Source organism: Hyphomonas sp. (assembly GCF_041398385.1).
GTDB lineage: Bacteria > Pseudomonadota > Alphaproteobacteria > Caulobacterales > Hyphomonadaceae > Hyphomonas.
The window spans coordinates 209,925-223,740 of record NZ_JAWKUW010000002.1 but is presented as its reverse complement, the minus strand read 5'-3'; the positions used below and the strand labels follow the sequence as shown (position 1 = coordinate 223,740).

Below are 13,816 nucleotides of genomic sequence, written 5' to 3'. Positions count from 1 at the left end.
AGGGGGTGTGGGCCGATGGCCACCCGATACGATCCGCAAGCCGCGGAACCGAAATGGCGTGAAGCCTGGGACAAGGCCCAGCTGTTCAGGACAAAATCGCCGAAGGAAGCGCCTGGCGCGCCGAAGGCCTACGTCCTCGAGATGTTTCCCTATCCCTCGGGACGCCTGCACATGGGCCATGTGCGCAATTATGCGATGGGTGATGTGGTCGCCCGTCATAAGCGGGCCAAGGGCTACAACGTTTTGCATCCGATGGGCTGGGACGCATTCGGCATGCCGGCCGAGAACGCTGCCATGGAGCGCGGCGTCCACCCCGGTGAATGGACCTATCAGAATATCGCCGCGATGAAGGCCCAGTTTGCGAAACTTGGCCTTTCCCTAGACTGGAGCCGCGAATTCGCGACCTGCGACCCCGAATATTACGGCGCCCAGCAGGCCCTGTTCCTGAAGCTGATGGACGAGGGGCTCGTCTATCGCAAGGCGTCCAAGGTCAACTGGGACCCGGTGGACAACACGGTTCTAGCGAACGAGCAGGTGATCGACGGCAAGGGCTGGCGGTCCGGCGCGCCGGTAGAGCAGCGCGAGCTGACCCAATGGTTCTTCCGCATCACGCAGTATGCGGAAGACCTGCTGGACCAGGTGCAGAAGCTTGAGCGCTGGCCTGAGAAAGTTCGCATCATGCAGGCGAACTGGATCGGCAAGAGCACCGGCGCAACGTTCCGGTGGCTGTTTGAGGGCCCGGCGCCGGCCGGACACCAAGACGGGATCGAGGTCTTTACGACCCGTCCCGACACGCTGTTCGGCGCGAGCTTTGTGGCACTGGCGCCTGATCATCCGATCACCAAGGCTCTGGCCGAAACCAATCCCGCGGTAAAGGCATTCATCAGGGAAGCGGCGCAGATCGGCACCTCCGAAGAGGCGATCGAAAAGGCTCCCAAGCTCGGCGTCGACCTTGGCCTGCGCGTGAAACACCCATTCGATCCGGAGTGGACCATACCGGTCTGGGCCGCGAACTTCGTGCTGTCGTCTTACGGCACCGGCGCGATCTTCGGGTCGCCTGCGGGTGACCAGCGCGATCTCGACTTCGCACGCAAATATGGCCTGCCGGTGCAGCCGGTTGTCCTGCCACCGGGCACGAAGCCCGAAGATCACGAGATCACCGATGAGGCCTATGTCGGCCCCGGCACGATCTACAATTCAAAGTTTCTGGACGGGCTCAGCACCGAGGAGGCCATCAAGGCAGCGATCGCCAGGCTGGAAACCCTCGGCCAAGGCACCGCAACGACCACATATCGCCTGCGCGACTGGGGCGTTTCGCGCCAGCGCTATTGGGGCTGTCCGATCCCGGTCATCCATTGTGAAGGCTGCGGTGTCGTGCCGGTACCGGAAAGCCAGTTGCCCGTGCGCCTGCCCGATGATGTCACGTTCGACAAGCCGGGCAACCCGCTGGAGCGCCATCCGACCTGGAAGCATGTCGACTGCCCGGCCTGCGGAAAACTGGCCCGGCGTGAAACCGACACGCTGGATACGTTCGTGGATTCGTCCTGGTATTATGCCCGCTTCGCCAGCCCGGATGACATGGAAGAACGCGCCTACTGGCTGCCGGTCGACCAGTATGTCGGCGGTATTGAGCATGCCGTGCTGCATCTGCTGTATTCGCGCTTCTTTGCGCGGGCGATGCGGGATGTCGGCGAGCTGGACCTGCCGAGCGGCGAACCCTTCGCGGGCCTGTTTACTCAGGGCATGGTCACGCACGAGACCTACAAATCTGCCGGCGGACAGTGGCTGCAGCCCTCCGAAGTCGAGCAGAAGGACGGCACCTGGATTGAGATCGGCAGCGGCAAGGCCGTAACGCCGGGCCCGATCGAAAAGATGTCGAAGTCGAAGAAGAACACGGTCGACCCAGACGCGATCATTGCGCAGTTCGGGGCGGACGTGGCGCGCTGGTTTGTGCTGTCCGACTCGCCGCCGGAGCGAGATGTCGAGTGGACGCAGGCCGGCGTCGAGGGTTCCGCGCGGTTCGCCCAGCGCCTGTGGAGCGTGTTCGATGAGCTGTCGGGCCTCGAAAAGGCGCCGCCGGCCAGCGATGCCGAATCCCTTGCCGTCCGAAAGGCGAGCCATAAGGCAGCCGCATCGATCGACAAAGCCATCCAGGAATTCCGGTTCAACTCGGCTGTCGCGACGATTCATGAATGGGTCACCGCGCTGAAGAAATCTGAATCTGCCGGCGAATCGGCCATTGGGGCGCGTTTTGAGGGAGCGTCCATGCTGGCGCGTTGTCTGACACCTTTCATGCCGCATCTTGCTGAAAGCTGCTGGGAGCGGATCGGTGGCGAAGGGTTTGTCTCCGCTGCGCCCTGGCCCGAGGCCGACGCGGCTCTCACCGAGGATGATACAGTGACGATGGCTGTCCAGGTCAATGGCAAGCGCCGTGCTGAAATCACCGTTCCGAAGGGTGAAGCAAACGAGGCGGTCGAAGCCGTCGCGCATGCGCATCCGGATGTTGCATCATTCCTCGCCGGCAAGTCGGTGAAGAAAACGATTGTTGTGCCGGGCCGCATCGTGAATATCGTGGTCGCATGAAACGGCTCCTGATCGCGCTCACTCTTGGTCTCGCCGGTTGCGGCTTCCAGCCTGTTTATGCGCCGGGTGGAAGCGCGGCCTATACGTCGGGCTTTATTACAGTTGAGCCGATCCGCGGACGTTCCGGATACGTGTTGCGACAGGCCCTCCAGAAAGAACTCGCCATCGGACTGCCGAATGTGACGAGCTCTGCATCGCTCAACATCGTGCTCGACGAGAACCTGACGCGACTCGCTTTCAAGCCCGACGGCGCGGCCGCACGGTCGAGCATCGGGGCGCGCGCGAAATATGTGCTGGCGAGCGAAAACGGCGTGATTTCCGATACGGTCTCAGTACAGACCGATTTTGCTGTGCCGGATGCACCCTATGGCGACATCTCTGCGCAAACGAGTGCATCGGACAGGGCAATGCGCCAGCTCGCCTCGCGGATCGTGGACGATTTGCGCCTGAAATTGTCGACGGAAGACTGACATGCTTCTTCAGGGCAAGCAGGCCATCGCCTTTGCCCGCAAGCCGGACCCGAAAATCTGGGCTGTGCTCGCATTCAGCGAAGACGAAGGCCTTGCCAGCGATACGGGGCAAAGCGTGCTGGCGGCCTGGGTCGGTAAGGGCCCGCCTGCCGATGTCACCCTGCTGGATGACGAAGCGATCAAAAAGGATCCCGCGCTGCTGTTCGACGCGCTGGAAGCAGTATCGCTGCTGGGCGACATGAGGATCGTCCGGATCCGGACAAGCGGCGACAAGATTGCCGGCCTTCTCAGCGATGCATTTGCCGAAGGTGACAAAGTACAGGACCGCTTCGGAGCTCGCCTGCTGATAGAGGCCGGCTCGCTCCAGAAAAAATCCAAACTGCGCGCGGCGGCCGAAGCAGCCGGCACAGTTGCTGCACTTCACTTGTTCGCGGACGAGGCTGTGGACATCGAAGGCAAGGTCAAACAGGCCCTGCTGGAGGCTGGTGCGACGATCGATGCCGATGCGCTGCATGCCTTCGTCGGCGACCTTCCAGGGCACCGGCTGGCTGCAAATTCCGAAATTGAAAAGCTGTCGCTGTATGCCCGCGGACTCGGTCGGGCCCTGTCGATGGCGGATATCCGCGCCCTCAGCGCAACCGAGCTTGAGCAGACGGTGACGGCCGCAATCGATGCCACGCTCGACGGTCGGCCAGGCGATGCAAACCATGCATTTGACAGGCTCGCCATGGCAGGTACCGCAGGAATCGGCCTTTTGCGCTCGCTCCAGTTCGAGGTCCGGCGCATGCTGGATGCGCATATGCGGATCGCCGAAGGCCAGCCCAGCCCGAACATGAAGCTGAGACCGCCGGTCTGGCAGAGCGCCTGGCCGTCCTATCGTGCGCGATTGAACAAGTGGCCGGTCCGGCGCCTCACACGTGTTCTGGAACGCATCTATGACGCCGAAGAGCAGGCAAAACGCGCTGGCGGCAGCGCAGACGCGGTCGTCCGTATGCTGATGAATGAGCTCGCCCGAGCGGCAGAAGCCGCGCGCTAGCTCAGCCCTTCTTGCGGGTCAGGCGGCGGCAAACATCATCAAGCTGTTCAAGATCCCGGTATTTGATACGCAGTTCGCCCCCATTCGCGCCATGGCGGATATCCACCTGCAGGCCGAGCTGCCGCATAAGGTCTGCCTCAAGCGCTTCGGTGTCGACATCTTTCTCGGCTGCCGGACTACGGCTGCCCGGGCTGTTACCAGTTGCGCCACCGTCTCTTCCGCCTTTCGCAAGCGCTTCAACTTCGCGCACGCTCAGGCCCTTGGCGACCGCGGTCTCGATCAGCGCTTCAGGGTCCGGTGAACCAAGTGCAGCGCGGGCATGGCCCGCACTGATCCGCCCTGCACGAATATGGTCCCTTGCCGCTTCCGGCAGTTGCAGCAGACGGAGCGTGTTGGTGATGTGCACCCGGCTCTTGCCGACGCTGGAGGCGAGACTTTCCTGCGTTCGGCCAAAACGCTTCATCAGCGCGTCGTAGGCCTCGGCCTCCTCAATCGGATTGAGATCCTGGCGTTGGACGTTTTCGATTATGCCGACTTCGAGCAATTCAAGTTCATCGAGCCTGCGCACGACGGCGGGTATCGCGGCAAGACCAGCCAGCTTGGCGGCGCGCCAGCGGCGTTCACCCGCGATAATCTGGTAACGCCCCGCTTCCTTGGGATCCGGACGAACAAGGATTGCCTGCAGAATGCCCTTGGTGCGGATCGAGTCCGCCAGCTCCTGTAGCGTGGCTTCATCGAACGTGCGGCGCGGCTGAGCAGGATTGCGGCGGATATGATCAATCGGGATTTCCGACACACCGGTCGCCATCGGTGCGCCCGGAATGGCTGTCGCCGGCGTCGCCGCCTCGACCTCTCCGATCAGGGCTGACAGCCCTCGGCCCAATCGGCTCGGCTTGCTCTTGGAATCCTCGACCATACCGTTCAGGCCGCCCGTGCCTTTTCGCGCTGCAGGACTTCCGAAGCGAGCCGGATATAGGCTTCGCTCCCGGGGCAGCGGTAGTCATACAGCAGGGCCGGCTTGCCGAAGGACGGCGCCTCGGACAGGCGGACATTGCGCGGAATCACTGTGTTGTAGACCTTGGCGCCAAAGAAAGCGCGCACCTCGTCCGCCACCTGGTCGGAAAGGTTATTGCGCCGGTCGTACATGGTGAGCACCACGCCCTGGATTTCGAGATCCGGGTTCAGCCCCTGCCGCACGACGTCCACCGTTCGAAGCAGCTGGCTGAGGCCTTCCAGCGCCAGGAATTCGCACTGGAGCGGTACAAGCAGCGCATCGGCCGCGGTCATCGCATTGATGGTCAGGGCAGACAGCGACGGCGGACAGTCGATGAGAATATAGTCGTACTGAACCAGACCGCCGGCCGTCGCGCGCTCGATATAGGAATGCAGCGCATCGCGCAGCCGGTATGACCGGTGATTGTCGGTTGCCAGCGCAGTTTCAACACCCGACAGGTTCTCGTCGCCCGTGACGATGTCCAGACGCGGAACGATGGTCGAAACTACCGCCTGTTCCATCGGGATGTTGTCGACAACCACATCATAGGACGTGGTTTCGCGCTCCGTGCGCCCGATTCCGAGCCCCGTAGACGCATTTCCCTGGGCATCGAAATCGATGATCAGGACGCGCCGGCCTACGGCGGCGAGGGCTGTGCCGAGATTGATCGACGTCGTTGTCTTTCCGACGCCGCCTTTCTGGTTCACCACAGCAAAGATTCTGGGCTTACTGCCTGCCACGACGTAGCTCCCTGATGCTCATTAGTTTGCCTGACCCACCAACCCGGCTTGGAATCGCCTCATAAGCGAAGTTCCACCTTTGGCCAGCCTCCGTCAATTCCTCTTTCCAGCGTTCGCCCTTCAGGAAAAGCCCTGTTGCGCCTTTGGTGAGCCAGGGTGCGGCGTAGTCGAGCAGCTTCGGGAGCGGGGCAAATGCGCGGGCCGTGACGAAATCTGCCGCAAAATGCGGTACGGATTCGACCCGTTCCTGCCGCACAGTCGCCGGAAGCCCGGCCGCATCGATGGCCGCCCGCAAGAATGCGCACTTCTTCCCAACGCTTTCGATCATAGTCACATGCCCAGTCGGCCGCGCCGCCGCGATGATCAGGCCGGGGAATCCGGCGCCGGAGCCCAGATCGACCACCTTCGCGTCTTCCGGGATCAGGTCCAGGAGCTGGTAGCAATCGGCGACATGGCGCGTCCAGATGACCGACCATTCGCGGGGCCCTATCAGATTGCTCTTCTTCCGCCAGACGCCAAGCGTATCGATCACGCGGTCCAGACGCTCCAGTGTTTCACGTGAAACATCCGCTGCGGCCAGAAAGGCCGCCCGATCCTCATTTACCATCACTTAGCCCGTCTTCCGGCGGCGTTTGACGTGACCGAGAAGCGCCGTGAGGGCGCCCGGCGTCACGCCCTCGATGCGGGAAGCCTGTCCGAGGGTCGCCGGACGGATCGCTTCGAGTTTCTGGCGGACTTCATTCGAGAGACCGCCAATGGAAGCATAGTCTATGGAGTCAGGGATCTGGAGCGCCTCGTCCCGGCGAAGCGATGCCACGTCGGTGGCCTGGCGTTCGATGTATCCGGAATAGAGAGCCTCGATTTCCAATTGTGCGCCGATGGCCGGATCGATCTCTGAAAGCTCCGGCCAGACATCCGCGAGGGTCGCAAGCGTGATGTCCTTGTATCCGAGATATTCCCAGGCGGTCCGGACGCGGCCGTCCTGATTAACGTTCCAACCGGCTTCGCGGGCCTTGGCGGGGGAAAGTGACAGGGTTTGAAGCGTTTTCCGCGTTTCGGAGAGCGCCAAATGTTTCACGTGAAACATCGCCGCCCGCTCCGGACCGACGCATCCGGCCTCAATGCCTTTTCCCGTCAGCCGCTGATCCGCATTGTCCGCCCGAAGCGCGAGGCGGTATTCCGCGCGCGAGGTGAACATCCGATAGGGCTCCGTCACGCCGCGCGTGATCAGATCATCGATGAGAACACCGATATAGGCATCAGCGCGATCAAGGATGATCGGTTCCAGGTCTTTCACGGCGCGCGCGGCATTGAGACCGGCCATCAGGCCCTGAGCGCCGGCTTCCTCGTATCCCGTCGTGCCATTGATCTGTCCCGCCAGATACAGACCGGGCAGGGCTTTGACTTCGAGGGCGGCATTCAAGGCGCGCGGATCGACATAATCATATTCGATAGCATAGGCGTGCTGGAGGATCTTCACATCCTCAAGGCCGGGGATTGTCCGGACGAAACGCTCCTGAACCTCCTCCGGAAGGGAGGTCGAAATGCCGTTCGGATAGACGGTGTGATCGTCGAGCCCTTCCGGCTCCAGGAAGACCTGGTGGCGTTCGCGGTCTGCGAACCGGTTCACCTTGTCCTCGATGGAGGGGCAGTAGCGCGGGCCGCGCCCGGCAATCGCGCCGGAATAGACGGCAGACTGGGTGATGTTCTCTTCGATGATCGCGTGGGTTTCCGGCGTCGTCCACGTGATGCCGCAGGCAATCTGCGGCACGGTGATCCTGTCCGTCATATAGGAGAAGGGCACGGGCTCATCGTCGGCCGGCTGCATTTCGAGCCGGTCCCACGCAATGGTGCGGCCGTCGAGGCGCGCAGGCGTTCCCGTCTTCAGCCGGCCCATTGGCAGGTCGAGACTGTAGAGGCGATCTGAAAGACCAATCGCCGGTGCTTCGCCCACGCGGCCGGCCGGAATGCGCTTCGCGCCGATATGGATGACGCCTTTCAGGAAGGTGCCCGTCGTGATCACGACACAGCGCGCCGGATAGCGCTCACCCGTCAGACCGATGACGCCCGCCACATGGCCGTCTTCAACGATCAGGTCTTCGGCGCCGTCTTTGATGACCGTAAGGTTCGGATAGTTCGAGATCTCTGCCTGCATCGCTTCGCGGTAGAGCTTCCGGTCGATCTGGGCGCGGGGGCCCCAGACAGCCGGACCTTTGGAGCGGTTCAGCATGCGGAACTGGATGCCGGCCTTGTCGGCCATGCGGCCCATCAGGCCGTCCAGCGCATCGATCTCCCGCACAAGGTGGCCCTTGCCGAGCCCGCCAATCGCCGGGTTGCAGCTCATCTCGCCAATCGTCGCGAACTTGTGCGTGACGAGCGCCGTCTTCGCGCCTGTGCGCGCAGCAGCCGCCGCAGCTTCGCAACCGGCATGGCCGCCGCCGACAACAATGACATCGAAGCGGGTGTCACCCGTCATGGTTCGCGCATCCTGTGGATAAGTGAGCGGGCTATATAACGCCGGCGAGGCTCAAACCCTAGGGGTCATTTGCCGATGCAGAACTGCGAGAAGACAGCGCCGAGCACGTCCTCAACGCCGACACTGCCGACAATCGCGCCGAGCTGGCGGATCGCCATCCGCACATCTTCCGCCGCGAGTTCCGCCCCGACACCTTCTTCCAGCAGCTGCCGCGCCGTGACCAGGCTGGCGAGCCCCGCGCTCAGCTTTTCCCGGTGCCGCGCCCGGGTGATGACCGGCGCTTCCACCGATGCGGCCCGTTGCGACACGAAGCTCGAAATCCAGCGCTCCAGCGTATCGATGCCCTCGCCGGTCGCCGCCGATATCGTCAGGGCGCCATCCGGGGCGAGCAGGGGCGAGCGGAGATCCGCCTTGTTGAACACGATAATGTCCTGGCTTTCGACGGGACCCTTCGGTGGCTCGGGATCTGCGGCGTCGATCACGTGGATACGGAGGTCTGCTTCAAGGGCCGCGCGTTCGGCCCGGCGCACGCCTTCGGCCTCGACCACGTCGGCCGTTTCGCGCAGGCCCGCCGTATCGGCCAGCCAGACGACCTGTCCGCCGAGGACGAGGCGGACTTCCACAATGTCCCGTGTGGTGCCGGCAATGTCCGTCACGATGGCGGCTTCACGCCGGGCGATCCGGTTCAGCAGGGAAGACTTGCCGGCATTGGGCGGGCCGACAATGGCAATGCGGAATCCGTCGCGGATCTTCTCGCCGACGCCGCGGTCGCCGAGGGCGTCTTCCAGCTCCGCGATCAGACGATCGAGCTTTTCCAGGATCGGGCGCACCGTGTCGTCCGGCGTGTCGCCTTCGTCCGGGAAGTCGACCATGACTTCGATCAGCGCCAGCACGCCGGTCAGCTCCGCGCGCCAGCGATCATAGATTTCCGTCAGCCCGCCGGTGAGCTGGCGCAGGGCCTGAGCCTTCTGGGCTTCGGTCTCGGCTTCGATGATGTCAGCCACGCCTTCGGCTTCGGTCAGGTCCAGCTTGCCGGCTTCGAAGGCGCGGCGGGTGAACTCTCCGGGCTCGGCAAGGCGCACGCCCGGCTGCTGCGTCAGCGTCTCTAGTGAGTATTTGATCACATAGGGGCCGCCATGGAGATAGAGCTCCAGCGTATCCTCGCCTGTGTAGGAATGCGGCCCCGGCATGAAGAGGGCGAGCCCTTCATCGATCAGGTTGCCGTCTTCATCGCGGAATTTTGTGAGCGTCGCGCGGCGCGGCTCGGGCAGGCCGCATTCCAGCAGCTCGCCGGCAAGTTTCCACACGCGGTCGCCCGAGAGGCGGATGATGCAGATCGCCGCCGGTGGCTGGCCCGAGGCGAGGGCGCAGATCGTGTCGCGCTCGCTCATGGCCAAACGCTCCCGGTCAGTTCTTCATCGCTTCGAAGAACTCGTCGTTTGTCTTCGTCTGGCGCAGCTTGTCGATCAGGAAGTCGATGGCGTCGTTCGTGCCCATCGGGCCGAGGATGCGGCGAAGGATATAGATCTTCGACAGCTGGTCCTGCGGCGTGATGAGTTCTTCTTTCCGCGTGCCGGACTTCATGATGTCGATGGCCGGGAAGGTCCGCTTGTCAGCGATCTTCCGGTCCAGCACGACTTCGGAGTTACCCGTGCCCTTGAATTCCTCGAAGATGACTTCGTCCATCCGGCTGCCGGTATCGATCAGCGCGGTGGCAACGATGGTCAGCGAGCCGCCATTCTCGACGTTCCGGGCGGCACCGAAGAAACGCTTCGGACGCTGCAGGGCGTTCGCGTCGACACCGCCGGTCAGCACCTTGCCGGAAGAGGGGACCGTCGTGTTGTAGGCGCGGCCGAGGCGCGTGATCGAGTCGAGCAGGATCACCACATCGCGCTTGTGCTCGACGAGGCGCTTGGCTTTCTCGATCACCATTTCGGCGACCTGGACGTGGCGCGTCGCCGGCTCGTCAAAGGTCGAGGCGACAACCTCGCCTTTTACCGTGCGGCGCATGTCGGTGACTTCTTCCGGGCGCTCGTCGATCAGCAGGACGATCAAGTAGCATTCCGGATGGTTCTCCTCGATGGCCGAGGCGATGTTCTGCAGCAGAACGGTCTTACCGGTACGCGGTGGGGCGACGATCAGGGCGCGCTGGCCCTTGCCGATCGGGGCGACGATATCGATGACGCGGCCCGAACGATCCTTGCGGGTCGGGTCGCGCGATTCCATGCGCAGGCGCTCTTCGGGGTAGAGCGGCGTCAAATTGTCGAAGTGGACTTTCTTGTTTGCCTTGTCCGGGTCTTCGAAGTTGATCTTGGACACATCGGTCAGCGCGAAGTAGCGCTCCGAATCCTGCGGGGCGACAATCGGGCCTTCCACGGTGTCACCGGTGCGAATATTGGCCTTTTTCAGCACTTCCGGGCTGACATAGATATCGTCCGGGCCGGGCAGGTAGTTCGATTCCGGCGAGCGCAGGAAGCCGAAGCCGTCGGTCAGCACTTCCAGCACACCCTGGCCGGTGATTTCCACTTCACTGTCGGCCAGTTCCTTGAGGATCGCGAACAGCATGTCCTGCGTCCGCATCGAGGAAGCGTTCTCGACTTCCAGCTCTTCTGCATAGGCGAGCAGTTCTTCCGGCGATTTTGCCTTCAGTTCGCGAAGGGTCACGCTGGTCAGGTTATCGAGCATCGAGGAGGCCATACGGGTGGAGTCCGATTGTAGGGGTCTGCGAGAGACAAGTTTTGGGAGGTCCGCGCGAAAAGGATAGGTCGCAAGGCACAAGGACTGTGCGCCGGATTGGCCGCATATGGGCTCAGCAGCCCCGCGGCGTCAAGCTTTAAGCGCAATGGCGCCGCTCAGAACGGCCGCACGATCACCATGACGACCACCACGATCATCATCAGGAACGGCACTTCGTTCAGCATTCGCAGCGTGCGGGCGGTAACCTTTGCCGTGCCGCGGTCGATACGCTTGCCGACATAGACATAGTAGCCGTGCATCGCCGTGATCAGCGTCACGAACAGAAGCTTCACATGCATCCAGGGATGGGACAGCAGGGCCGGGTTCATCCACAGCATGAGCCCGCCGAAGATCCAGACCAGCACGATGCTCGGGTTCATCACGATGATGCGCAGCTTGTTGGCCGCAGTCTTCATGGTCTCGAACAGGGGCTCGCCCGGCTGGCTCGACAGCTGGTGGATCTTGTAGCGCGGATAGATCATCAGGCTGGCCATCGTGGCGATGACGAAAATCACGTGTGCGGCCTTGATCCAGAGATACAGCATTATGTGCGGGCCTCAGCGGATTTGTTCACGACCATGCCGGACTTGTGCTCGGGCTGCTTGTGCGGACAGCGGGCAAGACCCTGCGGGCAGAGCCGGTCGCCGGCGCAGCTGCGCATCGGTGTCTTCATCTTCAGCGCCTCCAGCGTTTCGCCGGCGAGCATGGAAATGAAATCCGGATGGGTGCCGAGGGCCTCGACGCGCGTATAGCTCGGCGCGCCATTCTGTTCGGCCAGCAGCCGGTACTCCTCGCCGAGTTCGACCAGCGTCTCGATATGCTCCGAGACGAAGGCAATCGGCGCGATTAGGATGTTGCGGCCTTCCTTCGATTTCTCGACGACGAGTTCCTCGGTCGGCGGGCCGATCCATTTCAGGGGTCCGACACGGGACTGGTAGCAGGCGGTAACTTCCCACTCGCGCGGCACGCGGCCGGCGATCATGTCCGCCATGGTTTCGCATTGCCACTGATAGGGATCGCCGCCCTGGACGATCTTTTCCGGCAGGCCGTGCGCCGACAGCAGGAGAGACACGTTCTCCGGCCGGCCGGCCTTCTCCCAGGCCTGCATGATCCGCTCGACATGCGCCGAGACGAAGGATTCCTCGAAGGGATAACAACAGATCGTGCGGCAGGGGTCTTTGTAGGCCTTGTTCCAGGCGGTGAGGGATGAGCCCGTCGTGGTCGTCGAGAACTGTGGATAGAGCGGAAGCAGCACGACTTCATCGGCGCCCCAAGCCTTCACCTCGGCTGCGGCCTCTTCGGTAAAGGGATGCCAGTAGCGCATGGCGATGAAGCAGCGCACTTCGTCGTCCGGCAGCTGCTTTGCGAGCTCGGCCTGCAGCGCCTCTGCCTGCGCCTCGGTTTCCGGCAGCAGGGGAGAGCCGCCGCCGGCATCCATCATCGCGTAATTCTTGATCACCATCGGTGCCCGCGATTTCGAGATCAACCGCGCCAGCACCCAGCGGATGGGAAGGGGCGCAGTAATGATCGCCGGATCGCGGAACAGGTTCTTCAGGAAGGGCTGGACGGACTCAGCCTTGTCCGGGCCTCCCAGATTGAACAGCACGACGGCAATCTTACGCCCCATTATCAGCCTTCCCGCAGAATCTTCAGAACACGCTCCACGTTTACGATGGGCGTCTCCGGCCGGATGCCATGGCCTAGATTGAAGATATGGGGCCGGCCCGCATACGCTGCCATGAGTTCCCGCACCCGGGCGTCCATCCGTTCGCCGCCCTCGATCAGCAGCAGGGGATCGAGATGCCCCTGCACCGGCATGTCCGGCGGCAGAACGGCGTTCACGAAAAAGGGCACAGCCGCCGTATCGAGGCCGACCGCGGTGACGCCTGTCTCTTTCGCATAGGGTTCCAGCATCACACCTGCGCCGCGCGGAAAGCCGATGATCGGCACGGTGATGCCCATGGCGCGCAGCCGCTCCACCAGCTTGCGGGTCGGCGCGATGATGACTTCCCGGAAGATATTGTCCGGCAGGCCTTCGGCCCAGCTGTCGAACAGCATCAGCGCATCGGCGCCGGCTTCGATCTGGCGGGCAAGATAATGAGCGGTCGCTTCCGCCACCTTGTCCATGACAGCGGCAAGGTCTTCCGGCCGCCCATGCGCCCAGCGCCAGGCATCGGACTTGTCGGTCTTTCCTCGACCTTCAATCGCATACAGGCCGACCGTCCAGGGAGAGCCGGCAAACCCAATCAGCGTGGTTTCAGAAGGCAAGGCCTCACGCACGCGGGAAACCGTTTCATAGACAGGGGCCAACCGGTCGGCTGCCTTGATGGCTGGGACACGGTCGAGATCAGCCGGGGCCGAAATCTTTTCAACAAGGGGCCCTGTGCCTTTTTCGAATTCGACCGACAGGCCCATCGCATCCAGCACCAGCAGGATATCGGCAAAGAGGATCGCCCCGTCCATGCCATAGCGGCGCACCGGCTGAAGCGTAGCCTCGGCGGCCATGGATGGTGTGTAGCAGAAATCCAGGAAGTCTTTTGCCCGGGCCCGAAGCTCAAGATATTCGGGCAGGTGTCGACCAGCCTGGCGCATCATCCATACCGGAGGCCTTTCAGCGGATTCTCCCTGCAGAACCTGCAGCAGCTTTTTCGTACCTGCCATGCCCATCAGTTTCCCCGAAACTTTAAAAACAAGCCCGTCAGGGCACTTATGATTATTAGACCGTGAAGAAGTGGGAAAAAGGCCCGTGCGCGGATTTGTCCAGCGAATTCCACATGCGAG

Annotated in this window: 12 protein-coding genes; 3 read left to right on the top strand and 9 right to left on the bottom strand. The window is 62.6% G+C overall.

The features are described from left to right. Window positions 1-15 precede the first annotated feature (15 nt). The 3 genes from leuS to holA are packed head-to-tail and all read left to right on the top strand — an operon-like array spanning window position 16 to window position 4,089. Complete coding sequence (gene leuS / locus R3C13_RS05875; RefSeq protein ID WP_371309886.1) at window positions 16-2,583, top strand: leucine--tRNA ligase; 2,568 nt, start codon at window positions 16-18, stop codon at window positions 2,581-2,583. Next, complete coding sequence (lptE, locus tag R3C13_RS05870) at window positions 2,580-3,053, top strand: LPS assembly lipoprotein LptE (protein ID WP_371309885.1); 474 nt, start codon at window positions 2,580-2,582, stop codon at window positions 3,051-3,053. The genes leuS and lptE overlap by 4 nt, the downstream gene beginning before the upstream one ends. 1 nt (window position 3,054) lies before the next feature. Continuing rightward, window positions 3,055-4,089, top strand: a complete 1,035-nt coding sequence (gene holA, locus R3C13_RS05865; protein WP_371309884.1) for a DNA polymerase III subunit delta — start codon at window positions 3,055-3,057, stop codon at window positions 4,087-4,089. A gap of 1 nt (window position 4,090) precedes the next feature. On the opposite strand, the gene R3C13_RS05860 is transcribed toward holA, so the two are convergent. From R3C13_RS05860 to hemE, 9 genes are all read right to left on the bottom strand, one after another. Beyond that, window positions 4,091-5,005, bottom strand: coding sequence for a ParB/RepB/Spo0J family partition protein (locus tag R3C13_RS05860; RefSeq protein ID WP_371309883.1), 915 nt, complete (start codon window positions 5,003-5,005; stop codon window positions 4,091-4,093). 5 nt (window positions 5,006-5,010) lie between these two features. Further along, window positions 5,011-5,823 carry a ParA family protein gene (locus R3C13_RS05855; RefSeq protein ID WP_371309882.1) on the bottom strand — a complete coding sequence of 271 codons (813 nt, stop codon included), beginning with the start codon at window positions 5,821-5,823 and terminating at the stop codon, window positions 5,011-5,013. Continuing rightward, entirely contained in the window at window positions 5,810-6,430 is a 621-nt protein-coding gene (gene rsmG / locus R3C13_RS05850; protein WP_371309881.1) for a 16S rRNA (guanine(527)-N(7))-methyltransferase RsmG, read from the bottom strand. Before rsmG ends, R3C13_RS05855 begins: the two co-directional genes overlap by 14 nt. Before the next feature lie 3 nt (window positions 6,431-6,433). Then, window positions 6,434-8,299 (bottom strand): tRNA uridine-5-carboxymethylaminomethyl(34) synthesis enzyme MnmG, encoded by a 1,866-nt coding sequence (mnmG, locus tag R3C13_RS05845; RefSeq protein WP_371309880.1) that lies wholly within the window; start codon window positions 8,297-8,299, stop codon window positions 6,434-6,436. Window positions 8,300-8,364: 65 nt separating this feature from the next. Continuing rightward, window positions 8,365-9,690, bottom strand: coding sequence for a tRNA uridine-5-carboxymethylaminomethyl(34) synthesis GTPase MnmE (gene mnmE, locus R3C13_RS05840; RefSeq protein WP_371309879.1), 1,326 nt, complete (start codon window positions 9,688-9,690; stop codon window positions 8,365-8,367). Between the two features lie 16 nt (window positions 9,691-9,706). After that, the gene (gene rho / locus R3C13_RS05835; protein ID WP_371309878.1) at window positions 9,707-10,996 is read right to left on the bottom strand and encodes a transcription termination factor Rho; all 1,290 of its coding nucleotides are present in this window, start codon (window positions 10,994-10,996) and stop codon (window positions 9,707-9,709) included. 155 nt (window positions 10,997-11,151) lie between these two features. Then, window positions 11,152-11,580, bottom strand: a complete 429-nt coding sequence (locus R3C13_RS05830) for a CopD family protein (RefSeq protein WP_371309877.1) — start codon at window positions 11,578-11,580, stop codon at window positions 11,152-11,154. After that, window positions 11,580-12,662: a ferrochelatase gene (hemH, locus tag R3C13_RS05825; RefSeq protein WP_371309876.1), complete on the bottom strand. Its 1,083-nt coding sequence runs from the start codon at window positions 12,660-12,662 to the stop codon at window positions 11,580-11,582. Before hemH ends, R3C13_RS05830 begins: the two co-directional genes overlap by 1 nt. A 2-nt stretch (window positions 12,663-12,664) precedes the next feature. Next, window positions 12,665-13,696, bottom strand: a complete 1,032-nt coding sequence (hemE, locus tag R3C13_RS05820) for a uroporphyrinogen decarboxylase (RefSeq protein WP_371309875.1) — start codon at window positions 13,694-13,696, stop codon at window positions 12,665-12,667. Window positions 13,697-13,816 lie beyond the last annotated feature (120 nt).